The 24,899-nt window shown below is 70.2% G+C and carries 20 protein-coding genes; 12 read left to right on the forward strand and 8 right to left on the reverse strand.

The window, feature by feature from the left end:
• Positions 1–136: 136 nt before the first annotated feature.
• Complete coding sequence (locus DY023_RS10240) at positions 137–604, reverse strand: Lrp/AsnC family transcriptional regulator (protein WP_245958659.1); 468 nt, start codon at positions 602–604, stop codon at positions 137–139.
• 119 nt (positions 605–723) lie between these two features.
• Between DY023_RS10240 and pdhA the strand changes: the two genes are divergently transcribed.
• The 4 genes from pdhA to DY023_RS10260 are packed head-to-tail and all read left to right on the forward strand — an operon-like array spanning position 724 to position 4,863.
• Positions 724–1,824: a pyruvate dehydrogenase (acetyl-transferring) E1 component subunit alpha gene (gene pdhA, locus DY023_RS10245; protein WP_116242246.1), complete on the forward strand. Its 1,101-nt coding sequence runs from the start codon at positions 724–726 to the stop codon at positions 1,822–1,824.
• Positions 1,821–2,858: an alpha-ketoacid dehydrogenase subunit beta gene (locus DY023_RS10250; protein WP_116242247.1), complete on the forward strand. Its 1,038-nt coding sequence runs from the start codon at positions 1,821–1,823 to the stop codon at positions 2,856–2,858. Before pdhA ends, DY023_RS10250 begins: the two co-directional genes overlap by 4 nt.
• Positions 2,855–4,375: a dihydrolipoamide acetyltransferase family protein gene (locus DY023_RS10255; RefSeq protein ID WP_116242248.1), complete on the forward strand. Its 1,521-nt coding sequence runs from the start codon at positions 2,855–2,857 to the stop codon at positions 4,373–4,375. Before DY023_RS10250 ends, DY023_RS10255 begins: the two co-directional genes overlap by 4 nt.
• Positions 4,376–4,416: 41 nt before the next feature.
• Positions 4,417–4,863 (forward strand): protein-tyrosine phosphatase family protein, encoded by a 447-nt coding sequence (locus DY023_RS10260; RefSeq protein WP_220347280.1) that lies wholly within the window; start codon positions 4,417–4,419, stop codon positions 4,861–4,863.
• Positions 4,864–4,865: 2 nt separating this feature from the next.
• On the opposite strand, the gene DY023_RS10265 is transcribed toward DY023_RS10260, so the two are convergent.
• Both DY023_RS10265 and DY023_RS10270 read right to left on the reverse strand, forming a co-directional pair.
• Positions 4,866–6,950, reverse strand: coding sequence for a RecQ family ATP-dependent DNA helicase (locus tag DY023_RS10265; protein ID WP_116242250.1), 2,085 nt, complete (start codon positions 6,948–6,950; stop codon positions 4,866–4,868).
• A gap of 37 nt (positions 6,951–6,987) precedes the next feature.
• Positions 6,988–7,488: a phosphoribosyltransferase gene (locus DY023_RS10270; RefSeq protein ID WP_116242251.1), complete on the reverse strand. Its 501-nt coding sequence runs from the start codon at positions 7,486–7,488 to the stop codon at positions 6,988–6,990.
• Positions 7,489–7,614: 126 nt separating this feature from the next.
• Between DY023_RS10270 and DY023_RS18255 the strand changes: the two genes are divergently transcribed.
• On the forward strand, positions 7,615–9,465 hold the full coding sequence (locus DY023_RS18255; RefSeq protein WP_245958660.1) for a thiamine pyrophosphate-binding protein: 1,851 nt from the start codon (positions 7,615–7,617) through the stop codon (positions 9,463–9,465).
• Positions 9,466–9,721: 256 nt separating this feature from the next.
• On the opposite strand, the gene allB is transcribed toward DY023_RS18255, so the two are convergent.
• The 4 genes from allB to DY023_RS10300 form a co-directional block, all read right to left on the reverse strand.
• Positions 9,722–11,116 (reverse strand): allantoinase AllB, encoded by a 1,395-nt coding sequence (gene allB, locus DY023_RS10285; protein WP_116242252.1) that lies wholly within the window; start codon positions 11,114–11,116, stop codon positions 9,722–9,724.
• Between the two features lie 72 nt (positions 11,117–11,188).
• A complete protein-coding gene (locus DY023_RS10290; RefSeq protein WP_116242253.1) occupies positions 11,189–11,914 on the reverse strand; it encodes an aspartate/glutamate racemase family protein in 726 nt (241 codons plus the stop codon).
• A gap of 30 nt (positions 11,915–11,944) precedes the next feature.
• On the reverse strand, positions 11,945–13,474 hold the full coding sequence (locus tag DY023_RS10295) for an NCS1 family nucleobase:cation symporter-1 (protein WP_116242254.1): 1,530 nt from the start codon (positions 13,472–13,474) through the stop codon (positions 11,945–11,947).
• A gap of 129 nt (positions 13,475–13,603) precedes the next feature.
• Positions 13,604–15,457, reverse strand: coding sequence for an FAD-dependent monooxygenase (locus DY023_RS10300; RefSeq protein WP_116242255.1), 1,854 nt, complete (start codon positions 15,455–15,457; stop codon positions 13,604–13,606).
• An 80-nt stretch (positions 15,458–15,537) separates the two neighbouring features.
• Here DY023_RS10300 and DY023_RS10305 point away from each other — a divergent pair, with 80 nt between their 5' ends.
• A complete protein-coding gene (locus DY023_RS10305) occupies positions 15,538–16,230 on the forward strand; it encodes an IclR family transcriptional regulator (protein ID WP_116242256.1) in 693 nt (230 codons plus the stop codon).
• 170 nt (positions 16,231–16,400) lie between these two features.
• Here DY023_RS10305 and DY023_RS10310 read toward each other — a convergent pair whose 3' ends face one another.
• A complete protein-coding gene (locus tag DY023_RS10310; protein ID WP_116242257.1) occupies positions 16,401–17,783 on the reverse strand; it encodes an MFS transporter in 1,383 nt (460 codons plus the stop codon).
• A 71-nt stretch (positions 17,784–17,854) separates the two neighbouring features.
• Between DY023_RS10310 and DY023_RS10315 the strand changes: the two genes are divergently transcribed.
• The 6 genes from DY023_RS10315 to DY023_RS10340 are packed head-to-tail and all read left to right on the forward strand — an operon-like array spanning position 17,855 to position 24,872.
• Positions 17,855–19,393, forward strand: a complete 1,539-nt coding sequence (locus DY023_RS10315; RefSeq protein ID WP_116242258.1) for a fumarylacetoacetate hydrolase family protein — start codon at positions 17,855–17,857, stop codon at positions 19,391–19,393.
• Positions 19,390–20,082, forward strand: coding sequence for a GntR family transcriptional regulator (locus DY023_RS10320; RefSeq protein WP_116242259.1), 693 nt, complete (start codon positions 19,390–19,392; stop codon positions 20,080–20,082). The genes DY023_RS10315 and DY023_RS10320 overlap by 4 nt, the downstream gene beginning before the upstream one ends.
• 8 nt (positions 20,083–20,090) lie before the next feature.
• Positions 20,091–21,629: a 5-carboxymethyl-2-hydroxymuconate semialdehyde dehydrogenase gene (gene hpaE / locus DY023_RS10325; RefSeq protein WP_181905805.1), complete on the forward strand. Its 1,539-nt coding sequence runs from the start codon at positions 20,091–20,093 to the stop codon at positions 21,627–21,629.
• A 49-nt stretch (positions 21,630–21,678) separates the two neighbouring features.
• Entirely contained in the window at positions 21,679–22,842 is a 1,164-nt protein-coding gene (gene hpaD, locus DY023_RS10330; protein WP_116242261.1) for a 3,4-dihydroxyphenylacetate 2,3-dioxygenase, read from the forward strand.
• Positions 22,839–23,627: a fumarylacetoacetate hydrolase family protein gene (locus DY023_RS10335; protein WP_116242262.1), complete on the forward strand. Its 789-nt coding sequence runs from the start codon at positions 22,839–22,841 to the stop codon at positions 23,625–23,627. Before hpaD ends, DY023_RS10335 begins: the two co-directional genes overlap by 4 nt.
• A 30-nt stretch (positions 23,628–23,657) precedes the next feature.
• Positions 23,658–24,872 carry a nucleotide disphospho-sugar-binding domain-containing protein gene (locus DY023_RS10340; protein WP_116242263.1) on the forward strand — a complete coding sequence of 405 codons (1,215 nt, stop codon included), beginning with the start codon at positions 23,658–23,660 and terminating at the stop codon, positions 24,870–24,872.
• The last annotated feature ends 27 nt before the right edge of the window (positions 24,873–24,899 follow it).

Consider the following 24,899-nt stretch of genomic DNA (forward strand, 5'->3'; position numbering starts at 1 on the left):
AGCGGGCTTGCCCGCTCCGCCCAGCGGGAGGGTCGCACTCTGCGAGCGCAGGGAACACCTCGCCCCGCGACCTCACGGAATCCGACCAGCGCCCTTCGTCTCGCTCCGCTCGCTCAAGACCCGAGGCCCCAGACGACTACCCGCCCCAGTCCTCGAAGATCAGCGACGTCCGCGACGAGCGCACCTGCGGAATCGCCTGGATCTCCTCGAGCACGATCCTCCGCAGATCCCGGTTGTCGCGCGCCCGCACCAGCAGCAGCACGTCGAAGTCGCCGCCCATGAGCGCCATGTGCTCGACCTCCACGATGCCGCGCAACCGGTCGCGGACCTCCTGCCAGCTGGCCTGCTCGATCGCGACCATGACGTACGCCGAGGCGTGATGCCCGAGCAGCATCGGGTCGGTGCGCACCGTGTAGCCGGTGATGACGCCGGCGTCCGTCATCCGCTTGATGCGCGCGTGCGCGCCGGCGCGCGAGATGTGCACGGCGTCGGCGATCGCGGTCATGGATGCCCGGGCATCCTTCTTCAGCATCCGCAGGATCGCGTGATCGGTCTCGTCGAGCTCCACCATGAGCGCCTCCGATTCGTCGAGGTTCGCTGACATTCTGTCACTAGCGAGAGCATGCAGGACGCATCCGTCCACGAAATCGCCTCGCCCTCTGGATGATCGCTCGATCGAGGCGCATGCTGGCGGGAGGACACGTTCGGCAAGGAGGCGGAGCGATGACAGACCTGCTCCCCCGGGACACCCCGGTTCAGCTCATCGACGAGACGGGGTCGGCCCATGCCGACAAGCAGTACCGGATGCCGGCATCCGACACTCTCCGCGAGGCGTACCGCCGACTCGTCGAAGGACGACGCCTGAACGAGCAGTGCACGGCGCTCGTCAAGCAGGGCCGTCTCGCGGTCTATCCGTCCTCGCACGGTCAGGAGGCCTGTCAGGTGGCCGCTGCCATGGCGCTCGGCGACGGCGACTGGCTGTTCCCGACCTATCGTGACACCGTCGCGGTGGTGGGCCGCGGGGTGCGCCCGGCGGATGCGATGGTGATGCTGCGCGGCGACTGGCACGCGGGGTACGACCCTGCGGTCTACGGCGTCGCCCCACAGGCCACCCCGCTGGCGACTCAGTTGCTGCACGCGGTCGGCTTCGCCCACGCCGCGAAGCTGCGCGGGGAGGACACCGTCGTGCTCGCGCTGTGCGGCGACGGCGCCACCAGCGAGGGCGACTTCCACGAGGCGATGAACTTCGCCGCCGTGTTCCACGTGCCGGTGGTGTTCCTGGTGCAGAACAACGGGTTCGCGATCTCGGTGCCGCTCGCACGGCAGACCGCGGCGCCCTCGCTCGCGCACAAGGCGATCGGCTACGGCATGCCCGGTCAGCGGGTCGACGGCAACGACGTCGCGGCCGTGCTGTCGGTGCTCACGGACGCCGTGGATCGCGCTCGAGCGGGCGGCGGGCCGTCGCTCGTCGAGGCGCACACCTATCGGATGCAGCCGCACACGAACGCCGACGACGACACCCGCTACCGGGAGCGTGAAGAGGTGCAGCAGTGGATCGCTCGAGACCCGGTGACCCGGATGAGCACCTTCCTGCGGGATGCCGGCGCTCTCGACGACGAGTGGCAGCGCACGATCACCGAGGGCGCCGAGCGCCTGGCATCCGATCTGCGCGACGCGATGAACGTCGACCCCGAACTCGACCCCGAAGACCTGTTCCGCTGGGTGACCGCACAGCGGTCGCCCCAGCTCGAAGAGCAGTGGGAGCTGCTGCGCGGCGAGCTCGACCGCGACCGGATGGCCACGAGCGAAGGAGGCGCACGATGACGATCGCCGACGTGCGGGCAGCGGATGCCGCATCCGCCGCCACCCAGACCATGACCATGGCCGGCGCACTGAACCGCGCCCTCGCCGACGCCCTGGCCGAGAGCCGGGAAGTGCTGCTGTTCGGTGAGGACGTCGGCAAGCTCGGCGGAGTGTTCCGCATCACGGACGGCCTCGCCGCGCGGTTCGGCGAAGACCGCTGCTTCGACACTCCGCTCGCCGAATCGGGCATCGTGGGCACCGCGGTCGGCATGGCGATGAACGGCATGCGCCCCGTCGTCGAGATGCAGTTCGACGCGTTCGCCTACCCCGCCTTCGAGCAGGTGGTCAGTCACGTCGCCAAGCTCGGCAACCGCACCCGCGGGGCGATGCGCCTGCCGATGGTGATCCGCATCCCGTTCGGCGGCGGCATCGGCGGCGTGGAGCACCACTGCGACTCGTCCGAGGCGTACTACGCGCACACGCCGGGGCTCACCGTGGTCACGCCGTCGACCCCGCAGGACGCGTACTCGATGCTGCGCGCGGCGATCGACTCCCCCGACCCGGTGATCTTCCTCGAACCGAAGAAGCTGTACTGGACGAAGGGCGAGGTCGACACCTCTCGGCGCACCGAGCTCGGCACCGCACGGATCGTGCGCGACGGCACCGACGTCACGCTGCTCGCCTACGGCACGGCGGTTCCGATCGCGCTGGAGGCAGCGGATGCCGCGGCCGAGGAGGGCCGCAGCGTGCAGGTCGTCGACATCCGGTCGCTGTCGCCGTTCGACGATGCGACCGTGACCGCGGCGGTGCGCTCGACCGGCCGCGCGGTGGTGATCGCCGAGGCCCCCGGATACGTCTCGGTGGCCTCCGAGATCCAGGCGCGCGTCTCGGAGCGCTGCTTCGAGCATCTCGAGGCGCCGGTGCGCAGGGTCACCGGCTTCGACGTGCCGTTCGCCCCGCCGAAGTTCGAACACTGGTACCTGCCCGACGTCGACCGCGTGCTCGACGCGATCGACACGCTGCACTGGGAAGACAACCACTGGGAGGACGAATGAGCGTCGCCACCGCCCGCGTGTTCCGGCTGCCCGATCTGGGCGAGGGCCTCACCGAGGCCGGCCTCGTGCAGTGGCTGGTCGCCGTCGGAGACACCGTGACCGTCGATCAGCCCATCGCCGAGGTCGAGACGGCGAAGAGCGTGGTGGAGCTGCCCACGCCGTTCGCGGGCGTCGTCACCGCGCTGCACGGCGCGGAGGGCGACACGATCGCCGTCGGCGCGCCGGTGCTGGAGGTCGAAGACCCCCGGTCGCCCCGCGAGCGAAGCGAGACGAAACGCGCCACGGCTCCCGAGGCGTCTCACGACGTTTCGTCTGCGCACCCGGAGGGCGCTTCGCCCAACGACCAGGAGGGGGATGCCACGCTCCTCGAGGCCCACCGTCGAGAGGAGCAGGCCGGCTCCGGGAACGTCCTCATCGGCTACGGCACCCCCGAACGTGCGGGGATGGGCCGGCGTCGTCGTCCTTCTGCGCGCCGTTCGGCGAAGCCGTCGGAGATCACAGACCAGACGGATGCCGCACGGCGCGCCGCCGCCGGACACGCCGCGCCCGCACCGGCCCGCCCGTCGGACCCGACGCGCCCGGTCGCGGTCCGCAACCCGATCGTCCGGCGTCTGGCCCGGGACCTCGGGCTCGACGTGCACACGATCACGCCGACCGGAGTCGACGGCGCCGTCACGCGCGCCGACGTGCTGCGTGCCGCCGTGGACAAGGCCGTGGACCACGCGGCGGCCGCGCACGCCGCATCCACCGGCGCGGCCTTCTCTTCGGCTGCACCATCAGCACCAGGGTCCGCAGCATCCGCCTCCGGCGATCCGTCCGGCCTCGCGATCCGCTCGCAGGAGCCGCTGTCGCCGCTGCGTCGTGCGGCGAGCGCGACGCTGAGCCGCAGCCGGGCCGAGATCCCCGAGGCGACCGTCTGGGTGGACGTCGATGCGACCGAGCTCTGGAACGCCAGGAAGGCGATGGCGCCCGAGGGCGGTCGCGCCCCGTCGATGACGGCGCTGCTGGCTCGGTTCACGCTGCTCGCGCTGGAGGACTTCCCGATCCTGGCGTCACGCCTCTCCCCCGACGCCACCGAGCTCACGGTGTTCGACGGCGTGAGTCTGGGCATCGCCGCGGACACTCCCCGCGGGCTGATCGTGCCGGTGATCCCGCATGCCCACGCCATGGACCTCGACAGCCTCGACGCCGCCGTGCGGGATGCCGCGGACGCGGCCCGCGCCGGCATCCTGGAACCGAGCAGGATGCGCGGCTCGACCTTCACGCTGAACAACTACGGCAGCCTCGGCGTCGACGGTTCCGCCGCGATCATCAACCCGCCGAACGTCGCGATCTTCGGCATCGGCCGCATGATCGAGCGTCCTTGGGTCGTGGACGGCCAGATCGTGCCGCGCCGCATCGCGCAGCTCTCACTGGTGTTCGACCACCGGGTCTGCGACGGCGGCTACGCCTCGGGCTTCCTGCGTCGGGTGACCGAGCTGATCGAGCATCCGCTCCGCGCGTTCGGGAAGCTGTGAACCGAGGCCTGATAGGCCGACCGGCGAGTAGCCTCGACTTCGTGAGCGCATGGACGGACGAACCGGGCGTGGTGGAACTGCCGGATGGCCGGCGCATCCGCGGCGCCGGGTCGCGCAGACCGCGCTGCGCTGTACCGCCACCCGACTTCGCGGTCTTCCTTCTCGGCCGTGACCCCGCGCCGGAAGGGTGGGAGTACCGCTGGGTGCGATGGCGCGACTTCCGGCCGCCCGACTCGACCGAGGAGGCGCTGGCGGCGCTGCGCGAGGCGTGGGAGCGCGCGGATGAGCAGCGTGTCGAGATCGCCTGCGGAGGCGGCATCGGACGAACCGGGTCAGCCGTGGCTCTTCTGGCGGTGATGAGCGGAACCGAACCCGAGCGCGCCGTCTCGTGGGCCCGCACCCACTATCACCGGCGGGCCGTCGAGACGCGACGGCAGCGGCGCTGGGTCGAGGCGACGGCCAGGACCATCGGCGCGCACCGCGACTGACCTCACCCGCGCAGCGCGAGCGCGAACGGCAGCACGGCGGTCGCCCCGGCCTGACGCAGCACCCGCGCCGCGACCGTCAGGGTCCAACGGCTGTCGGCGAGGTCGTCGACCAGCAGCACGGGCCCGGCGGGCATGTCCAGACCGTCTGCGGTGAATCGGTCCCAGACGCCCGCCAGCCGGAAGGCGCTGTTCCCGCCCGGCGCACCGCCGGGCCCGCCGTTCGCGAAGCCGAGCTCACCCAGGTACGGCAGCCGGCCGATCTCGGCGATACCGCGCGCGAGCGAACTCGTCAGCTGCGGCTTCGAGCGCGACGGCATTCCGACCACGGCGACGGGACGCTCATCCCAGCCCCAGCCGGCGAGCACACGTACACAGGCCTGCAGCACCTGTGGAGACACCTGACCGTCCGCCGCCCCCGCCGCGAACAGCTCCCGCAGCGTGCCGCCCCAGCCGAGGTCGGTCAGGCGCGCCAGCGCGCGCCCCTCGGCAGCCTGCTCCTCCGCATCGATACGCCCGCGCGCCGGTACACCCAGCCGGTCGGCACCGGTCGGCCACTGCCGCCGGGGTTCGATCGGCACGCCCACTCGGTCGAGCGACTCCGCGGCATCCGACGTCGCGCCGGCCGCGATCTCCGCGGGAAACCAGACCCCCGCACAGTTGTCGCACCGCCCGCACGGCGCAGCCGTGGCGTCGTCCAGCGAGCGCTGCAGGAACTCCATCCGGCATCCGCTCGTCTGCTGGTACTCGATCATGTGCTGCTGCTCGGCGCGACGCTCGGCGGCGATGCGCTCGTAACGCTCGGAATCGTAGGTCCACGCCGCACCGGTGGCGACCCAACCGCCCTGCACACGACGGACTGCCCCGTCGACGTCGAGCACCTTGAGCAGCAGTTCGAGCGGGGTGCGGCGGATGTCGACCATGGCCTCCAGCGCCGGGGTCGAGATCGGCTGATCTCCCAGCGCGGCGATCACGCGCTCGGCGCGCTCCTGATCGGGCATCGACGCGGTCGCGAAGTAGTGCCAGATGTCGCGGTCCTCGACGCCGGGCAGCAGCAGCACGTCGGCGCTCTCGCTGGCGCGACCCGCACGGCCGACCTGCTGGTAGTAGGCCACCGGCGAGGAGGGCGCGCCGAGGTGCAGCACGAAGCCGAGGTCGGGCTTGTCGAAGCCCATGCCGAGCGCGCTAGTGGCGATCAGCGCCTTGATCTCGTTGCGCTTCAGCAGTCCCTCGGACTCCTCACGCTCCTCGGCATCCGTCTGCCCGGTGTACGCGCGCACGTCGTGACCGTGCTCGCGCAGCAGTCGCGCGGTGTCGACGGCCGCCGCGACGGTCAGGGTGTAGATGATGCCGGAGCCCGGGAGGTCGTCGAGGTGACTGAGCAGCCAGGCCAGCCGGCTCGCCGCGTTCGGAAGCTGCAGCACGCCGAGGCGCAGCGAGGCGCGCGCGAGCGGACCGCGGATGGTCAGCACATCCGCGCCGCCGAGCTGCTCGGCGACATCGGCGACGACCCGGCTGTTCGCCGTCGCGGTCGTCGCCAGCACCGGCACATCCGCCGGCATCTGCGCGATGAGGTCGCGCAGCCTGCGGTAGTCGGGCCGGAAGTCGTGCCCCCAGTCGCTGATGCAGTGCGCCTCGTCGACCACGAGCATGCCGATGCGCTGCACCAGCGCCGGCAGCCGCTGCTCACGGAACGCCGGGTTGTTCAGGCGCTCCGGCGAGACCAGCAGCACGTCCACCTCATCGCGGTCGAGCCGGGCCAGCACGTCGTCCCACTCGTGGGCATTCGTGGAGTTGATCGCGACCGCCCGTACGCCGGCGCGCTCGGCCGCGGCGATCTGATCGCGCATCAACGCGAGCAGCGGCGAGACCAGCACCGTGGGGCCTGCGCCCTGACGGCGCAGCAGCAGCGTCGCGACGAAGTACACCGCCGACTTGCCCCATCCGGTGCGCTGCACGACCAGCGCCCTGCGCCGCCCGGCGACCAGCGCCTCGATCGCCTCGTACTGGCCGTCGTGGAAGTCGGCGTCAGGGCGACCGACGAGGTCGCGCAGAGCGCCGAGTGCAGCATCGCGGGTGGAGTCGGTCATCCGTCCACTCTGCCGCACGGCACCGACACGGCGCCGCTCACGCGGTCGGCGGCAGCCCGAGGTCCTCTTCGCGCACGGTGCCCTTGAACGACCACGGGAAGTTGATCCACAGATCGGTGTCCTTCCAGGCGTAGTCCGGCTGGATGATCGTGGTCGGCTTGGTGTAGATGGTCACCGAGCGCACATCCGCCCCCTTGTCCTTGAGCAGCTGCACCGCCAGGGCCAGGGTGCGTCCCGAGTCCGCCACGTCGTCGACGAGCAGCACGCGCCGTCCGTTCAGGTAGTCCATGTCGAGCTCGGGAGGCAGAACCTCCGGAGCATCCAGCACCGTGCCGATGCCGGTGTAGAACTCCATGTTGATCGCACCGCAGTTCTTCGCGCCCAGTCCGTAGGCGATCGCGCCGGCCGGCAGCAGCCCGCCGCGGGCGATCGCCACCACCACCTCGGTCTGGAAGCCGCTGTCCAGAACCTTGCGGGCGAGGTCCCGCATCGCCTCGCCGAATCCGTCCCAGGTGAGGTTCTCGCGCTCGTCTGTCATGGACTCATTCTGGTGCATCTAGAATCAGAAAGTCCGGCTCCTCTGCCGGTGCTCGAAAAAGGAGCACGAAGCCCACGGCGAGACACATACGGAATCCTCATCCGTTCTGTTTCGAAAGGCACCGTCATGCCCACCGTCTCCGCGCACGTCGCCCTCACCATCGCCCGCCACATCGACCATGTCTTCGGCGTGATGGGCAACGGCAACGCCTATTTCCTGGACGCCCTCGAGAAGCAGACGGATGCCGCGTACACGGCCGTCCGTCACGAGCAGGGCGCCGTCGTGGCCGCCGACGCGCACTACCGCGCATCCGGCCGCATCGCCGCCGCGACGTCCACCTACGGCGCCGGATTCACGAACACGCTCACCGCGCTGGCCGAGTCGGTGCAGGCGCACATCCCGCTCGTGCTCGTCGTCGGCGACGAGCCCACCTCGGGTCCGCGACCCTGGGACGTCGACCAGATCGCGCTCGCCTCCGGTGTGGGTGCGCGCACCTACACCGTCGGACACGCGGATGCCGCGGCCACAGTCGTCATCGCGATCGAGCATGCCCTCACCTACCGCGTGCCCGTCGTGCTCGCCATCCCCTACGACGTCGCCACGCTCGAGGCCGGCGAGGTGCCCACGGTCTCTGCGCCGCGCGTTCCGGCTCCGCTCGCCCCGCGCGGCGAGTTCGCCGTCGGGATGCTGGACGAGATCGCCGCAGCCCTTTCCGGCGCGTCGAAGCCGTTCCTGCTCGCCGGGCGCGGGGCATGGCTGGCCGGAGCCGGTGCAGCCCTGGGCGAGCTGGCCGCGCTGACCGGCGCCCTCACCGCGTCGTCCGCCCTCGGCCGCGGCGTCTTCCCCGAGCAGCAGTACGACCTCGGCGTCACCGGCGGCTTCGGCGCCGAGGGCGCGATGGAGCTCGTGCGCGAGGCGGACGTCGCTGTCGTCTTCGGGGCCTCCCTCAACCAGTTCACGATGCGGTTCGGCGACCTGTTCGCACCCGGCACCCGGGTGTTCCAGATCGACGTCGCGCCCGCCGCGACCCACGCCCACGTCGGCGGCTTCGTCCGTTCGGATGCCAGGCTCGCCGCCGAGGCACTCGTCGAGCGGGTGCGCGCGCTGCGCGCCGCGGCATCCATCTCCGGCGCACTCCCGCGGGAAAGTGCTCTTCGCGCGGACGAATCCGCGGCGGACTCCCGCGGGAACGGCACAAGCCCGCGCGAGCGCTCGGGCACCGCAGCGACCGAGCACGAATTCGGGGCACAGACCCGACGCGCCGACGCGATGGCGGATGCCGGAGGCGCGTCGCCCGCGGCATCCGAAGCTGGGCACGGATCCTGGCGTGAGTCCGTCGACGTCGCAGCCGCCCGCGCATACGAGCCCGGTGACGACCTCGCCGCCGACGGCCGTCTCGACCCGCGTTCGGCCGCGCGCCGCATCGCCGAGCTGCTCCCGAAGGACCGCGTGGTCGTCTCGGACGGCGGGCACTTCATCGGCTGGGCGAACATGTACTGGCCGGTGGCGTCGCCCGACCGCATGATGATGATCGGCACCGCGTTCCAGGCCATCGGCCAGGGCTGGCCGAGCGTGGTGGGCGCCACCCGCGCACGGCCCGACTCGACCGTCGTGCTCACCAGCGGCGACGGCGGCGGGCTGATGGCGATCGCCGACCTGGAGTCCGCTGTGCGCGCCGCCGGTGGGCGGGGCGTCGCGGTGATCTGGAACGACGCCGCCTACGGCGCCGAGGTCAACCTGTACGGCCTGAAGGGCCTCGCCGAGAAGCCGATGCTCATCCCCGAGGTCGACTTCGCCGCGTTCGCCGCCGCGGTGGGCGCCGAGGGCGTCGTGGTGCGCACGCTCGCCGACCTGGATCGCCTCGCGACCTGGACGGCCGAGGACCCGGCATCCCGTCGCTTCCTGGTGCTGGACCTGCGCGTCTCGGGCGGCGTGATCGCGCCATACCAGCAGGAGATCATCCGCGTGAACTCCTGACGGAGCACGCGCCGCGCCTCCGGCTCTCGCCCGCTCGCGCTGCACTTCCCCGCCCGCCCGGCACTTCTCCGTGCGCCCCGACCTTCGCGCGCCATTTCCCCGCTCGCGCGGCGCCCATCCTCGCAGCGCGAGCCGAAGACAGCAGCGCGAGCGGAGGGCAGCAGCGCCAGCGTCCGCCTTCGCAGCGCTGCAGACGACGGATGCCCGGGCCCGCCCCACAGGGGCGAGTCCGGGCATCCGGTGCGTCGCTGCGGGATCAGTCCTCGGTGGTCATGCCGCGGCGCAGCAGGCGTCCGCGCGGCGTCTCGAAGTCGATGACCTCACCGTGCAGCCAGGTCTTGCGCACCCTGCCTGCGAGCGCCTTGCCGTTGTAAGGCGTGAGCGGGTTCTTGTGGTGCAGCTTCGTGACGTCGACGACGTAGGCGTCATCGGCGGCGAAGATCGAGAAGTCGGCGTCGTAGCCGGGCGCGATGCGGCCCTTGCCGGTGAGGCCGGCGAACTGCGCCGGCTTCTCGCTCATCCACTCCACGACGGTCTCGAGCGCTAGGCCGCGCTGACGGGCCTCGGTCCAGATCAGCGAGAGGCCGAGCTGCAGCGACGCGACGCCGCCCCAGGCCACGGCGAAGTCGCCGTTCTCGAGGTCTTTGAGGTCGAGCGTCGAGGGCGAGTGATCCGACACGATGAAGTCGATCGTGCCGTCCTCGAGGCCCTGCCAGAGCAGCTCGCGGTTGCCGGCCTCGCGGATCGGCGGGCAGCACTTGAACGCGGTGGCGCCGTGCGGGATCTCCTCGGCCGTGAGGGTGAGGTAGTGCGGGCAGGTCTCGACCGTGATCTTCAGGCCGTCGTGCTTGGCGGTGCGGAGCATCGCCAGCGCGTCCGACGACGACAGGTGCAGGATGTGGGCGCGGCCGCCGGTCCAGCGTGCGCGCTCGATGACCTCGGCGATCGCGAGGTTCTCCGCGCCGCGCGGGCGGGATGCGAGGAACTTGCTGTAGTCGTCGCCCTCGGGCTGCGGAGCGCGGTCGATCGCGCGGGAGTCCTCGGCGTGCACGATCATGACCGAGTCGAACTTCTTGAGCTCGCGCATGTCCTTCTCGAGCTCGTCCGGGTCAAGCGGCGGGAACTCGTCGACGCCCGAGTGCAGCAGGAAGCTCTTGAACCCGAACACGCCGGCGTCGTGCAGCGGACGCAGGTCCTCGGTGTTGCCCGGGATCGCGCCGCCCCAGAAGCCCACGTCGACGTGCACCTGGTCGCGCGCGACCGCGCGCTTCTCGTTCAGCGCGTCGACGCTGACGGTCGGCGGGATGCTGTTCAGCGGCATGTCCACGATGGTCGTGACGCCGCCGGCCGCCGCGGCGCGGGTCGCCGAGGCGAAGCCCTCCCACTCGGTGCGGCCGGGCTCGTTGACATGCACGTGCGTGTCGACCAGCCCGGGGATGAGGGTCTCGTCGTCGGCGATCTCGACGATCTCATCGCCCTGCAGGTTGTTGCCCAGCGGCTGCATCGCGACGATCTTGCCGTGCCGGACGCCGACCTCGCGCGGGACGATGCCCGCGGTGGTCAGCACGCGCTGGCCACGGATGACCAGGTCGTAGTGCTCGCCGGTCGGGTCGAGAGACGCCGTTGCCTGCTGTTCGGTCTCGTGCGACATGTCGCGTTTCCCTTCTGCCGGCGGCTTCGCCGGTTCTGCTCTGTTTCGGGGTGATGGAATTGTGCGCCGGTCTCAGCGTGCCAGGCTCGGGAAGCCGGTGATCCGCTTCGGGCGGGGCGGCGCATAGGTGCGCACCTTCGAGGTGGTGAGCCCGAGGTTCACGAGGCCCTCCGCGACGACCACCGCCGCCTGCACGCCGTCGACGACGGGCACGCCGCACAGCTCGACCACACGATCCTTCAGCTCGGCCATGCCGCCGCAGCCGAGCACGATGACCTCGGCGCGGTCGATCTCGACGGCCTTCTGGGCCGCGCGGACGATCGCCTCGACGGCGCGCTCGGGGTCGGACTCGAGCTCGAGCACGCCCATACCGGACGAGCGGACCGAGGCGCAGCGATCGTGCAGACCGGCGAGGAGGAGGCGGTCCTCGATGAGCGGCACCGCCCGGTCGAGCGTGGTGACCACCGAGTACGACCGGCCGAGATACATGGCGGTCGAGGCCGCTGCCTCGGTGATGTCGACGACGGGCACGTCGAGAAGCTCCTGGAGACCCTCCCGACCGTGTTCGCCGTAGCCGGCCTGGATGACGGCGTCGTACTCGCCGTCGTACCGGACGACCTTGTCCATCACGGCGATCGCCGCGAGGTAGCTCTCGAAGTTGCCCTCACAGGACTCCGCTCCGAAGTCGGGGGTGATCCCGATGATCTCGGTGCCGGGCGAGGCTGCGGCGCGCGCCGCCTCGGTGATCCCCTCGGTCATCGTCTCCGTCGTGTTCACATTCGCGACGAGGATGCGCATGCTCTTGCTTCCGTTCCGGGTGTCGGGAGGTCAGTGGGTCGGGGTGACGGCGATCTCGGTGCCCTCCACGTCGTGGAAGGGTCCTCGCCTGTCGGCGAGCACGCTGTAGACGATCGCGCCGAGTCCCGCGGCGAGGAACCAGGAGAACTGGCTCACCACCTGGAACGCGGGGACGAAGGTCAGCATCAGCGCGGCGGCGCCGGAGATCACCAGGGCCGTGATCGCACGCGGGTTGAAGCCGCGCTGGTAGTAGTACTCGCCCGTGACGTGCTCGGAGTACAGCTCCGGGACATTGATCCGCTGCTTCTTCACCAGCCAATAGTCCACCATGATGATGCCGAACAGCGGTCCGAGCAGCGCGCCGAGGCCGTTCAGGAAGATCCCGATGACCACGGGCGAGTTGTAGAGGTTCCACGGCAGGATGGCGAGGCCGATCACGGCCGAGATCAGGGCCGCCCTGCGGAAGTTGAGGTGCTTGGGGAACAGGTTGGTCAGCGCGTAGGTCGGCGCGACGAAGTTCGCCATCAGGTTCACGGCGATCGTGAGCACAATCAGGGCGAGCGAGGCCAGCACCAGCAGCAGGGTGTTCGGGATCGCGGCGACCACGTCGGCGGGCGAGGTGATCGCTTCGCCGTTGATCGTGAAGGACCCGCCGGCGAGCACGACGACGACGCAGCCGAAGAACAGCATGTTGATCGGGATGCCCCAGAAGTTGCCCTTGATGATCGCCTTCTTCGACTTGGCGCCGCGGGTGAAGTCGCAGAAGTTGAGTACGAAGGTGCCGTAGATCGCGACCCAGGCGGATGCGCCGCCGAGCATGTGCAGCCAGAGGTCGGCACCGGTGAGGGGCGCGTCGTTGGACCAGGAGATCTGGAAGTCGGCCTGGATCAGCACCCAGACGGCGAGGGCGACGAAGGTGGCGAGGATGATCGGTCCGGCGAACGCCTCGTACTTGCGGATCATCTCCATGCCGTAGCTGACGATGATCGACTGCAGCACCCACAGCGCGAGGAAGGTGATCCACCCCAGCGCCGACAGTCCGAGGAACGAGCCCTCCTGCAGTCCTGCCGCCCCCGGTGCGAGCGCGATGATGATGACCTGCAGCACCTGCGAGGCGAGGTAGGTCTGGATGCCGAACCAGGCGATCGCGACGCCGCCGCGGAGGAGAGCGGGGATCTGCGCCCCGTGCACGCCGAACGCGATGCGGCTCATCACGGGGAACGGCACGCCCGTCTTCTCGCCCATGAATCCCGACAGGGACAGCAGGAGGAAGAGGAACAGGGCGCCGAAGGCGAGGGAGCCGAGGATGGCGCCGCCGCTCATGCCGAGCGAGAAGAGCCCGATCGCCCAGACGTAGTTGCCCAGGCTGTGCACGTCGTTCGCCCACAGGGTGAAGATGCTGTAGGCGCTCCAGTGCCGGCCCTCGCGGGTGGTGGGCGCCAGGTCGTTGTTGTACAGCCGCGGGCTGATGCCGGCCTGCACGGCGACCAGGGCGGACGGCGGCTCGGCGAGCCCCTCGGAGGCCCGGCTGGGTATGTGGACGTAGTCCTCTGCGGTCATTGTGATGTACCCCTCTCGTCGACGACTTCGGCGACGACACTCGATTTCACAATCCGAAAACTCTTTTTCGAATAGAGAGATTTCAGCACAAAAGGGGCCGTCTTGTCAACGGCCCCTTCCGCACCCGCATCAGGATGCCGGGATGAACGCCCCGTCGAGGAACGACGCCAGCGCGTCGCGGGCCTGCAGCGGCAGGATCGCGGCGACGTACTGGTCCGGACGCACGACGATCACGACGCCGTCACGCGACAGTCCGCGCTCTTCGAAGATGTCGCTCCGGCACCACGCATTGGGCACTGCCGAGTACACCTTCTCCCAGTCGGTCAGGCCGAGCGGACCGGTCTTCGGCTGCAGCACGTCCGGAACGTCGGGCAGATCGATCTCCTCGAAGGACTGCTGATAGACGGCCTTCACGTCGAAGACCGCATCGAGGTCGGCATCCGCCGGGGTGAACTTCGCGACCTCGCCGCCGATCCACGCCGCCCACTCGTTCAGCACAGAGCCGTCGCGATCCCCGAAGCCGTACACGCGCCAGCGCCCGTCGGCCTTCGCGTGGTGCCCGAGATGCACGACGTTGCCGTCGCAGACGCGCACGACCTCGGCGGACTTGAACCGCCGGCCGAGCGGGAAGCCCGTGGCCAGTTCCTGCTGCGAGGCCTCCGCGACGATCATCGACGGCCGGTACTCGGTCATGAACCCCGAGGGGAACTCTGCGGTGCCGAGGTAGAAGGTCGCGAGCTCCTGCGGGTCGGAGATCTCCTCGGGCTTGCGCGCCATCAGCGACGACCACTCCTTGTCGAAGTCGATCAGCTGCTGCGCGACGGGACGCCGCTCGGATGCGTACGTCTCCAGCAGCTCCTGCGGCGAGCGCCCGGTGAGCACGGCGCCGAGCTTCCAGCCCAGGTTGAAGCCGTCCTGCATGGACACGTTCATGCCCTGACCGGCTTTCGCGCTGTGCGTGTGGCAGGCGTCGCCGGTGAGGAAGACGCGCGGATGCCGGTCGGCGTCGAGTGCGTCGTCGAATCCGTCGGTGACGCGGTGGCCGACCTCGTAGACGCTGTGCCAGGCGACCTGCTTCACGTCGAGCGTGTAGGGGTGCAGGATCGCGTTCGCGCGCCGGATGATCTCCTCGATGGGCGTGGCGCGCACCTGGTGGTTGTCGTCGTCGGCGACGGCGCCGAGGTCGATGTACATCCGGCTGAGATAGCCGCCCTCGCGCGGGATGTGCAGGATGTTGCCGGCCTCGGCGTTGATCGCGCACTTGGTGCGCCAGTCCGGGAAATCGGTGTTCACGAGCACGTCCATGACGCCCCACGCGTGCGCGGAGATGCCACCGACGTGCTTGCGCCCGATGGCCTCACGCACCCCGCTGCGGGCGCCGTCGCAGCCGGCGACGTATTTCGCGCGCACGGTGCGCTCCCCTGCCGCCGTGCGCACCCGCACCTCGACCGGATACTCGCCCGTCTCGTGCACGCTCAGCCCGACGAACTCGACGCCGTAGTCGGGCACGATGCGGCCGGGGCCGTCGTGTGCCGCCTCGGCGAAGTAGTCCAGCACGCGCGCCTGGTTCACGATCAGGTGCGGGAACTCGCTGATCTTGTAGCCGTAGTCCTCGGTGCGGCTGGTGCGGATGATGTTGCCGGGGTTCTCGGGGTCGGGTCCCCAGAAGTTCATCCAGCCGATGTTGTAGGCCTCGGCGACGATGCGCTCGGCGAAGCCGAAGGCCTGGAAGGTCTCCACGCTGCGCGGCTGGATGCCGTCGGCCTGGCCGAGCACGAGGCGCCCGTCGCGCTTCTCGATGATGCGCGTGACCACGTCGGGGAACTGCGACATCTGTGCGGCCAGCAGCATGCCCGCGGGCCCGGAGCCGACGATGAGCACGTCCATCTCGTCGGGCAGGTCGGCGGGCCGGTCGACGCCGACGCCGGATGCCGGGAGGATCCGCGGGTCGCCGGAGACATAGCCGTGGTGGTGGAACTGCATCGTCGTCGATTCCTTCCGCGTGTTCTATAATCGAACACTAAGTTCTACTATTGAACAGATCGTATATGAAAGGAGCCCCGATGGCCACCCCTGCCTCGCAGACGCTCAGCCGTGGCATCCGGATCCTGGAGATCCTCGCCGACGGACCGGGCGCACTGTCGATCGACGACGTCGCCGCACAGCTCGAAGTGCACCGCTCGATCGCGTACCGGCTGCTGCGCACGCTCGAGGACCATCGCCTCGTGGCGCGGGATGCCGCGGGGCTGGTCGCGCTGGGACCGCGCATGGCAGCGCTGGCCGCCGGCGTCGCACACGACCTGCAGGCCGAAGCACTCCCCGAACTCACGACGGTCGCCAACGAACTCGGCATGACCTGCTTCCTCGGAGTGCTCGACGGCGACGAGTGCATCACGCTGGTCAGCGTCGAACCCCGGCATGCCGTCGCGAGCGTGGCACAGCGGCCGGGCGCGCGGCACCCGGTGACTGTCGGCGCCCCCGGCAGGGCGATCCTCGCGCAGCTGCCGGATGCCGAATGGCCGGACGCCGGTGCGGCACTGCACGCCCAGGTCGAGGCCGTCCGGGCGGCCGGCTTCGCGACCAGTCACGACGAGGTCATCCCCACCGTGCGCTCGGTCGCGGTGCCGCTGCCGCTGCGCGGCAAGCGCCCCGCCGCGCTGGCTGTCGTGCACGTGGCATCCGGAGTCTCGGATGCCGAGATCGCCGCGCGCCTGCAGCGCTCCGCCGCGACCATCCGCGAGGCGCTCGGCGCCTGACCCGGCTCGCGCCCCGCGGCGCCTGGCCGGCGGCGTCCGGAGAGCTGCGAGATCCGCCGGGATGCCGCGGGCGGGTCGTGTCGCGGCGGCTGCGGCATACGCTCGCACTGCTCACGTACTGATGCTCCGGGAGCATCAGTACGTGAGCAGCACGAGAACGTGCGCCGCGGTCAGGCCTTGGACAGGCCGTAGATCGGGCTCTTCTCCTGCTCAGCCTCGAAGTCCGGACCGAGCGGGATGCCGCTGCGGTCGCGCAGCAGCAGCGTCGCAGCGAGGCCGACCAGCGTCATACCGGCCAGGTACCAGGTGATGCCCGTCGTGGAGCCGGTGTTCTGGAAGATCGCCTGCGCGATCAGCGGCGAGAACGCGCCGCCGAGGATCGCGCCGATCGCATACGAGATCGAGACGCCGGAGAACCGGATGGATGCCGGGAACAGCTCCGAGTACAGCGCAGCCTGCGGGCCGTAGGTGAAGCCGAGCCCGATCGTGAGGACGACCAGGGCGACGGCCAGCGACCAGACCGTGCCGACGTTGACCATCGGGAACAGCAGGAAGACACCGACCAGCTGCAGGATCCAGCCCAGGATGTAGGTGTTGCGCCGGCCGATGCGGTCACTCAGCCAGCCTCCGAGCCAGGTGAACACCAGCCAGGTGACGCCCGAGAGCGCGACGACCCAGAACACCGGAGCGGTGTCGAGCACGATCGGCCCCTTCGGGTCGGTGGCGTAGCGCTGCACGTAACCGCCTGTCGTCATGTAGCCGACGGCGTTGTTCCCCGCGAACACAAGGGCGGCGACGATCACGAGCAGAGCGTGCCTGCGGAACAGCTGCACGATCGGCATCCGCGCCTCCTCCTTGCGCTCGGCGATCTCCGTGAAGACCGGGCTCTCCTCGACGCTGCGACGCACCCAGTAGCCGACGAGGATCAGCACGAAGGACAGCAGGAACGGCACACGCCATCCCCAGGCCAGGAAGGCGTCGCCCGGGGCGATCTGCGCCATCAGCGCGAGCATCATCGAGGCGAGAAGCAGACCGATCGGCACGCCGATCTGGGGCGAGGCGCCGAACACGCCGCGCTTCTTCTTCGGCGCGTGCTCGACGGCCATGAGCACCGCGCCGCCCCATTCGCCGCCCGCCGAGATGCCCTGCACGATGCGCAGGAAGATCAGCAGGATCGGCGCCCAGACGCCGATCACGGCGTGCGTGGGCAGCAGGCCGACCAGCGTGGTCGCGGCGCCCATCAGCAGCAGGGTGAGCACGAGCATCGGCCGGCGGCCGATCTTGTCACCGAAGTGCCCGGCGAGGAAGGCGCCGAGCGGGCGGAACAGGAAGCTCACTCCGACGGTGAAGAACGACACGATCTGCGCGAAGTCCTCGCCCATCGGCTGGAAGAACAGCGTCGCGAACACGGTGGCCGCAGCGAAAGCGTAGATGAAGAAGTCGTACCACTCGACGGTGGTTCCCACCACGGTGGCGAAGACGACTCGGCGCCTGTCCCCCGCGGATGCGATTGTGCCGGTCGGGGTGAACCCGTCCTGATCTGAGCCGCTCATTGTCTCTCCTTCGAGTGGACGTCGTTGTCGCGGCTTCCGGAAGAATCCGATGCTTGCCGCCGGGTATCTGGATGATATACGATTTCGAATACGACGCACAAGACCAGCGCAAGGAGGCGCCCGTGAGCCAGCAGATCCCCCAGCCGGGCAAGATCATCGCCATCCACCTGAGCTATGCCTCCCGTGCCGATCAGCGCGGTCGGCGCCCCGCCGCCCCGTCGTACTTCTTCAAGCCGACCTCCTCGCTCGGCGCCTCCGGCGGCACGGTCGAGCGCCCCGCCGGCACGGAACTTCTCGCGTTCGAGGGCGAGATCGCCCTGGTGATCGGCACCCCGGCGCGCCGCGTATCCCTTGCCGACGCCTGGTCGCACGTCGGCTGGGTCACCGCTTCGAACGACCTCGGCCTCTACGACCTGCGCGCGAACGACAAGGGCTCGAACGTGCGCTCCAAGGGCGGCGACGGCTACACGCCGCTCGGACCCGAGTACCTCGACGCGCGCGCCGTAGACCCCGAGGCGCTGCGCGTGCGGGCCTGGGTGAACGGCGAACTGCGCCAGGACGACACCTCGGCCGGAATGATCTTCCCTCTCGCGCAGCTGGTCGCCGACCTCTCGCAGCACTTCACGCTGCAGCCCGGCGATGTCATCCTCACCGGCACCCCGGCCGGCTCGTCGGTGATCGTGCCCGGCGACGTGGTCGAGATCGAGGTGGACGCTCCGGATGCCGGTCTCTCGACCGGCCGGCTGACGACCACCGTGGTCCAGGGCGAGGTCCCGTTCGACGGCGACCTCGGATCCCTTCCCGCCGTCGACGATCTGCAGCGCACCGAGGCCTGGGGCTCCCGCGAGGAGGCCGGGCTGCCTCCCGTCGCGGAGCCGGGGATCTCCGCCGAGCTCCGCGCCAAGCTCGAGCTCGCCCCGACCGCGGGCCTGTCCAGTCAGCTCCGCAAGCGCGGCCTGCACTCCTGCTTCATCGACGGCGTGACCGCGAACCTCCCCGGCGCGAAGATCGTCGGCACGGCGAAGACCCTGCGCTTCGTCCCCGCCCGCGAAGACCTGTTCACGAGCCACGGCGGCGGTTACAACGCACAGAAGCGCTGCTTCGACGCCCTCCGCCCCGGTGAGGTCGTCGTGATCGAGGCGCGCGGTGAGGCCGGAACCGGCACGCTCGGCGACATCCTCGCGCTGCGCGCGAAGACCCTCGGCGCCGCCGGCGTCGTCACCGACGGCGGCGTGCGCGACTTCGACGCCGTCGCCGAGATCGGCCTGCCCGTCTTCTCGCAGGGCGCGCACCCCTCGGTGCTCGGCCGCCGGCATGTGCCGTGGGACGTCGACGTGACCATCGCCTGCGGCGGCGCGACCGTGCAGCCGGGCGACATCATCGTCGGCGACGGCGACGGCGTGATCGTCATCCCCGCCGACCTCGCCGAGGAGGTCGCCGATGAGGCGCTCGCGCAGGAGGACGAGGATGCCTGGATCGCCGAGCAGGTCGCCGCGGGGCATCCGGTCGACGGCCTGTTCCCGATGAACGCGGAATGGCGCGCGAAGTACGACCAGCATCGGGTCCTGAGCGAGCGAAGCGAGACGAAGGGCGCCGAGGTTCAGTCATGAGCATCCCCGCCCCGCCCACCAGCAAGTCCGAGGTCGCGTACGCCTGGATCCGCGAGCGCATCGCGAACCACGCGTTCGGCCCCGGCTACCGCCTCGTGCTGGGCGCGATCGCCGACGAGCTCGGCATGAGCGTGGTTCCCGTGCGTGAAGCCATCCGCAGGCTCGAGGCCGAGGGCCTGGTGACGTTCGAGCGCAACGTAGGCGCCCGCGTCACCCTGGTCGATGAGAGCGAGTACGTGCACACGATGCAGACGCTCGGCCTCGTCGAGGGGGCCGCGACCGCGCTGTCCGCGCCGCTGCTGCTCGAGGACGACCTGGAGCGCGCCGAGGAGATCAACAACCGGATGCGGCACCTGCTCGACCACTTCGACGCGCACGCCTTCACGTCGCTGAACCGCGACTTCCACTCCGTGCTCTACGAACCCTGCCCCAACCCTCACCTGCTCGACCTCGTGCACCGCGGCTGGTCCAGGCTGTCCGGCATCCGCGACTCGACGTTCGCGTTCGTGCCGGGCCGCGCGCATCACTCCGTCGACGAGCACGCCGAGATCCTGAACCTGATCCGCACCGGCGCCGACCCGCTCGAGATCGAACTGGCCGCGCGCAACCACCGCTGGCGCACCATGGACGCGTTCCTCGATGCCCGGCATCCGAAGACCGCTTCGACAAGCTCAGCGACCCAGAGATGAGGATGATGATGACCGACGTGTTCGTTCCGGCCGACCTGCCGGCGAAGATCCAGCACTACATCGACGGCGAGTTCGTGGACTCGATCGACGGCGACACCTTCGAGGTGCTCAACCCCGTCACCAACGAGACCTACGTGCACGCCGCCGCCGGCAAGAAAGCCGACATCGAGCGCGCCGTCGCCGCCGCGCGTCGTGCGTTCACCGAGGGCCCCTGGCCGCGGATGCTGCCGCGTGAGCGCTCCCGGGTGCTGCACCGCATCGCCGACATCGTCGAGTCGCGCGACCAGCGCCTCGCCGAGCTGGAGTCCTTCGACTCCGGCCTGCCGATCACCCAGGCGCTCGGCCAGGCCCGTCGCGCCGCGGAGAACTTCCGCTTCTTCGCCGACCTGATCGTCGCCCAGTCCGACGACGCCTTCAAGGTGCCCGGCAAGCAGATGAACTACGTCAACCGCAAGCCGATCGGCGTCGCGGGTCTCATCACGCCGTGGAACACCCCGTTCATGCTCGAGTCGTGGAAGCTGGGCCCCGCCCTCGCCACCGGCAACACCGTGGTGCTCAAGCCCGCGGAGTTCACGCCCCTGTCGGCCTCGCTGTGGGCCGGCATCTTCGAGGAGGCGGGTCTCCCGAAGGGCGTGTTCAACCTGGTCAACGGACTGGGCGAGGACGCCGGCGACGCGCTGGTCAAGCACCCCGACGTGCCGCTGATCTCGTTCACCGGCGAGAGCAGCACCGGGCAGCTGATCTTCGGCAACGCGGCGCCGTTCCTCAAGGGCCTGTCGATGGAGCTGGGCGGCAAGAGCCCCGCCGTCGTCTTCGCCGACGCCGACCTCGACATCGCGATCGACGCCTGCATCTTCGGCGTCTTCTCGCTCAACGGCGAGCGCTGCACCGCCGGCTCCCGCATCCTCGTCCAGCGCGAGGTGTACGACGAGTTCGTCGAGCGCTACGCCGCGCAGGCGCAGCGCGTGAAGGTCGGCCACCCGCACGACCCGTCCACCGAGGTGGGCGCCCTGGTGCACCCCGAGCACTACGACAAGGTGATGAGCTACGTCGAGCTCGGCAAGACCGAGGGCAGGCTCGTCGCCGGCGGCGGCCGCCCCGAGGGCTTCCCGACCGGCAACTACGTCGCCCCGACCGTGTTCGCCGACGTGTCCCCCGACGCGCGGATCTTCCAGGAGGAGATCTTCGGACCCGTCGTCGCGATCACGCCCTTCGACACCGAGGAGGAGGCGCTCGCCCTCGCGAACAACACGAAGTACGGCCTCGCCGCCTACATCTGGACCAACGACCTGAAGCGCGCGCACAACTTCGCGCAGGCCGTCGAAGCGGGCATGGTGTGGCTGAACTCGAACAACGTGCGCGATCTCCGGACCCCGTTCGGCGGCGTGAAGGCGTCCGGCCTCGGCCACGAGGGCGGGTACCGGTCGATCGACTTCTACACCGACCAGCAGAGCGTGCACATCACGCTGGGTGCCCCGCACAACCCCACCTTCGGCAAGCAGGCCCCGCCGGCCGCACCCGACCTGGACGACCCGGACCCCCGCTGACCCTTCGACAGGCTCAGGGACCCATTCTCAGAGAAGCAAGGACGCTGACATGACCAACCGCGAAGACATGACTCTCACCTCCTCCGGCTTCTACGTGAGCCAGGAGGCGCCGATCCAGACGGACAACCCGACGCCGACCCCGACGAGCACGCCGCCGGATGTGCTGCGCTGCGCGTACATGGAGCTGGTCGTGACCGACCTCGCCGCATCGCGCCAGTTCTACGTCGACATCCTCGGCCTCTACGTGACCAGTGAGGACGACGAGGCGATCTACCTGCGCTCCACCGAGGAGTTCATCCACCACAACCTCGTGCTGCGCAAGGGGCCGATCGCCGCCGTCGCGGCGTTCTCGTACCGCGTGCGGACTCCGGAGGACCTCGACCGCGCCGTCGAGTTCTACACCGAGCTCGGCTGCGACGTGCGCCGCAACCCCGACGGCTTCGTCAAGGGCATCGGCGACTCGGTACGCGTGGTCGACCCGCTCGGCTTCCCGTACGAGTTCTTCCACCAGACCGAGCACCAGGAGCGCATGTCCTGGCGCTACGACCTGCACATCCCCGGCGAGCTGGTGCGCCTGGACCACTTCAACCAGGTCACCCCCGACGTGCCCCGCGCCGTGAAGTTCATGCAGGACCTGGGGTTCCGCGTCACCGAGGACATCCAGGACGAGGAGGGCACGGTGTACGCCGCGTGGATGCGCCGCAAGCCCACCGTGCACGACACCGCCATGACCGGCGGCGACGGCCCGCGGATGCACCACGTATGCTTCGCGACGCACGAGAAGCACAACATCCTCGCCATCTGCGACAAGCTCGGCGCCCTGCGCCGCTCGGACGCGATCGAGCGCGGCCCGGGCCGGCACGGCGTGAGCAACGCGTTCTACCTCTACCTGCGCGACCCCGACGGGCACCGCGTCGAGGTGTACACGCAGGACTACTACACCGGCGACCCGGACAACCCGGTGATCACCTGGGACGTGCACGACAACCAGCGCCGCGACTGGTGGGGCAACCCCGTCGTGCCCTCCTGGTACACCGACGCCTCGCTGGTGCTCGACCTCGACGGCAACCCGCAGCCGGTGCTCGCCCGCACCGACTCCAGCGAGATGGCGGTCACGATCGGCGCCGACGGGTTCAGCTACACGCGCCCCGAGGACGACGAGGCGATGCCCGAGTGGAAGCAGGGTGAGTACAAGCTGGGGCACCAGCTGTGACCCTCCCCGCCGAGACCATCGCCGCCATCGCCGAGGAGCTCGCCGAGGCCGAGCGCACGCGCACGCTGATCCCGCGGATCACCGCGCGGTACCCGGATGCCACGATCGAGGACTCCTACGCGATCCAGGGCGTCTGGCGCGACCGTCAGCTCGCCGCCGGGCGCCGGCTGGTCGGCCGCAAGATCGGGCTGACGTCGAAGGCGATGCAGCAGGCGACGGGCATCACCGAACCCGATTACGGCGTGATGTTCGACGACACCGTGTACGCCTCGGGAGCCGACATCCCGTTCGACGACTTCACGAACGTGCGCATCGAGGTCGAACTGGCGTTCGTGCTGAAGGCGCCGCTGGAGGGGCCGGGCTGCACCCTCGACGACGCGCTCGCGGCGATCGACTACGCGGTCCCCGCGCTCGAGGTGCTGAACTCGCACATCGAACTCGAGGGGCGCACGATCGTCGACACGATCAGCGACAACGCCGCCTACGGTGCGATGGTGCTCGGCGACGTGCGCATGCGCCCGGACGAGATCGATCTGCGCTGGGTGCCAGGAGTGCTCAGCCGCAACGGCGAGATCGAGGAGACCGGCGTCGCCGCCGGTGTGCTCGGCCATCCCGCCACCGGCGTCGCGTGGCTGGCGAACAAGTTCCACCAGCACGGCGCACGGCTCGAGGCGGGCGAGATCATCCTCGCGGGTTCGTTCACCCGGCCGATGTGGGTGCAGCGCGGCGACGAGGTGCTCTGCGACTACCGCGAGATGGGCACGATCGCCTGCCGCTTCGTGTGATCGACCGGCGAGAGGCGTAGCGTCGACCCCATGCCCGTGCTCTTCGTCGCCACGATACCCGCCGCCGGCCACGTGAACCCGCTGCTGCCCGTGCTCTCACGGCTCGTGGCGGGCGGGACGAAAGTGGTGGCGGCGGGCACCGAGGAGTTCGCCGAGCGGCTCAGCGCGACCGGTGCCGTGTTCGTGCCCTATCCCCCCGGCGTGCTGGAATCGGCTGACATCGCCGAGGCCACGCAGAGCGGCAGCAGCGTCGCCGTGATCGTGCGGGTGCTGAAGGCGACCGAGACCCTGGCACCGTTCGTCGCCGACCAGGCGGAGAAGGTGTCCGCGACCGCGATCCTGCACGACTCGAACGCCCTGTGGGGCCGGATCGGCGCTCGCCTCGCCGATCTGCCGACCGTGTCGTTCATGACGACGATCCTGATCGGCGCCGGTGCCATCAAGGCGCTCTCGCTGCGCGAGTCGATGGCCGAGACGTGGCCGACCATGCGCTCGATGCCCGCCGCGGTGAGCGGGCGACGCGAGCTGGTGCGGATGTTCGGCAAGGACCTGGTGCCGCCGACGCCGATGCTGCCGCTTCGCGGCGACCTGACGATCTTCCCCGTGCCGCGCGAGCTGCAGGGGCCGGACGACCGGCTGGACGACACCTGCGTCTTCGTCGGACCGACGTCGGATGCCGGCGCACCGGCCGATCTGGATGATGACCTGCGCACGTTCATCGAGGGTCCCGATCCCGTGGTGCTGGTCTCGCTGGGCACTCTGCACGCCGCTGGTGCGGAGTTCTTCGAGACCTGCGCGGCCGCGCTCGGCGAGCTGCCGGTGCGCGTCGTGCTGGTCACGGGGCGCGCCGAGCCGGAGACGCCGCTGCCCGCGAACACGCTGGGGCTGCCCCGCGTACCGCAGACCGACCTTCTCGCGCGCACGAGCGCGTTCGTGACCCACGGCGGCATGAACAGCGCTCTCGAGGGCATCGCGGCCGGGGTGCCGCTCGTGGTCGTGCCCCAGCAGGTGGAACAGTTCCTCATCGGCCAGGCGTTCGCCGATCAGGGCGCCGCACTCGTGCTCCGCGAGAACCTCTCCGGACGCTCGGTGCCCGCGGACGAACTGCGCGTCGCCGTACGCGCCGCGCTCGATGATCCCGGATTCCGCGAGGCCGCCACCGCCCTCGGCGAGCGGATGCGACGCGAGGGCGGCGCAGACCGTGCTGCCGAGCTCATCGGCGCGTTCCTCAGCGAGCGGGGCTGACCGCCGGGTCTCCCCTCCCCCCCCCCC

Source organism: Microbacterium bovistercoris, from assembly GCF_003387575.1.
GTDB classification, from domain to species: domain Bacteria; phylum Actinomycetota; class Actinomycetes; order Actinomycetales; family Microbacteriaceae; genus Microbacterium; species Microbacterium bovistercoris.

Excerpts from the sequence above, each read along its gene's own strand:
- DY023_RS10240 (WP_245958659.1), bottom strand. The coding sequence starts at position 604 with ATGTCAGCGAACCTCGACGAATCGGAGGCGCTCATGGTGGAGCTCGAC.
- pdhA (WP_116242246.1), top strand. The coding sequence starts at position 724 with ATGACAGACCTGCTCCCCCGGGACACCCCGGTTCAGCTCATCGACGAG.
- DY023_RS10250 (WP_116242247.1), top strand. The coding sequence starts at position 1,821 with ATGACGATCGCCGACGTGCGGGCAGCGGATGCCGCATCCGCCGCCACC.
- DY023_RS10255 (WP_116242248.1), top strand. The coding sequence starts at position 2,855 with ATGAGCGTCGCCACCGCCCGCGTGTTCCGGCTGCCCGATCTGGGCGAG.
- DY023_RS10265 (WP_116242250.1), bottom strand. The coding sequence starts at position 6,950 with ATGACCGACTCCACCCGCGATGCTGCACTCGGCGCTCTGCGCGACCTC.
- DY023_RS10270 (WP_116242251.1), bottom strand. The coding sequence starts at position 7,488 with ATGACAGACGAGCGCGAGAACCTCACCTGGGACGGATTCGGCGAGGCG.
- DY023_RS18255 (WP_245958660.1), top strand. The coding sequence starts at position 7,615 with ATGCCCACCGTCTCCGCGCACGTCGCCCTCACCATCGCCCGCCACATC.
- allB (WP_116242252.1), bottom strand. The coding sequence starts at position 11,116 with ATGTCGCACGAGACCGAACAGCAGGCAACGGCGTCTCTCGACCCGACC.
- DY023_RS10290 (WP_116242253.1), bottom strand. The coding sequence starts at position 11,914 with ATGCGCATCCTCGTCGCGAATGTGAACACGACGGAGACGATGACCGAG.
- DY023_RS10295 (WP_116242254.1), bottom strand. The coding sequence starts at position 13,474 with ATGACCGCAGAGGACTACGTCCACATACCCAGCCGGGCCTCCGAGGGG.
- DY023_RS10300 (WP_116242255.1), bottom strand. The coding sequence starts at position 15,457 with ATGCAGTTCCACCACCACGGCTATGTCTCCGGCGACCCGCGGATCCTC.
- DY023_RS10305 (WP_116242256.1), top strand. The coding sequence starts at position 15,538 with ATGGCCACCCCTGCCTCGCAGACGCTCAGCCGTGGCATCCGGATCCTG.
- DY023_RS10310 (WP_116242257.1), bottom strand. The coding sequence starts at position 17,783 with ATGAGCGGCTCAGATCAGGACGGGTTCACCCCGACCGGCACAATCGCA.
- DY023_RS10315 (WP_116242258.1), top strand. The coding sequence starts at position 17,855 with ATGATATACGATTTCGAATACGACGCACAAGACCAGCGCAAGGAGGCG.
- DY023_RS10320 (WP_116242259.1), top strand. The coding sequence starts at position 19,390 with ATGAGCATCCCCGCCCCGCCCACCAGCAAGTCCGAGGTCGCGTACGCC.
- hpaE (WP_181905805.1), top strand. The coding sequence starts at position 20,091 with ATGACCGACGTGTTCGTTCCGGCCGACCTGCCGGCGAAGATCCAGCAC.
- hpaD (WP_116242261.1), top strand. The coding sequence starts at position 21,679 with ATGACCAACCGCGAAGACATGACTCTCACCTCCTCCGGCTTCTACGTG.
- DY023_RS10340 (WP_116242263.1), top strand. The coding sequence starts at position 23,658 with ATGCCCGTGCTCTTCGTCGCCACGATACCCGCCGCCGGCCACGTGAAC.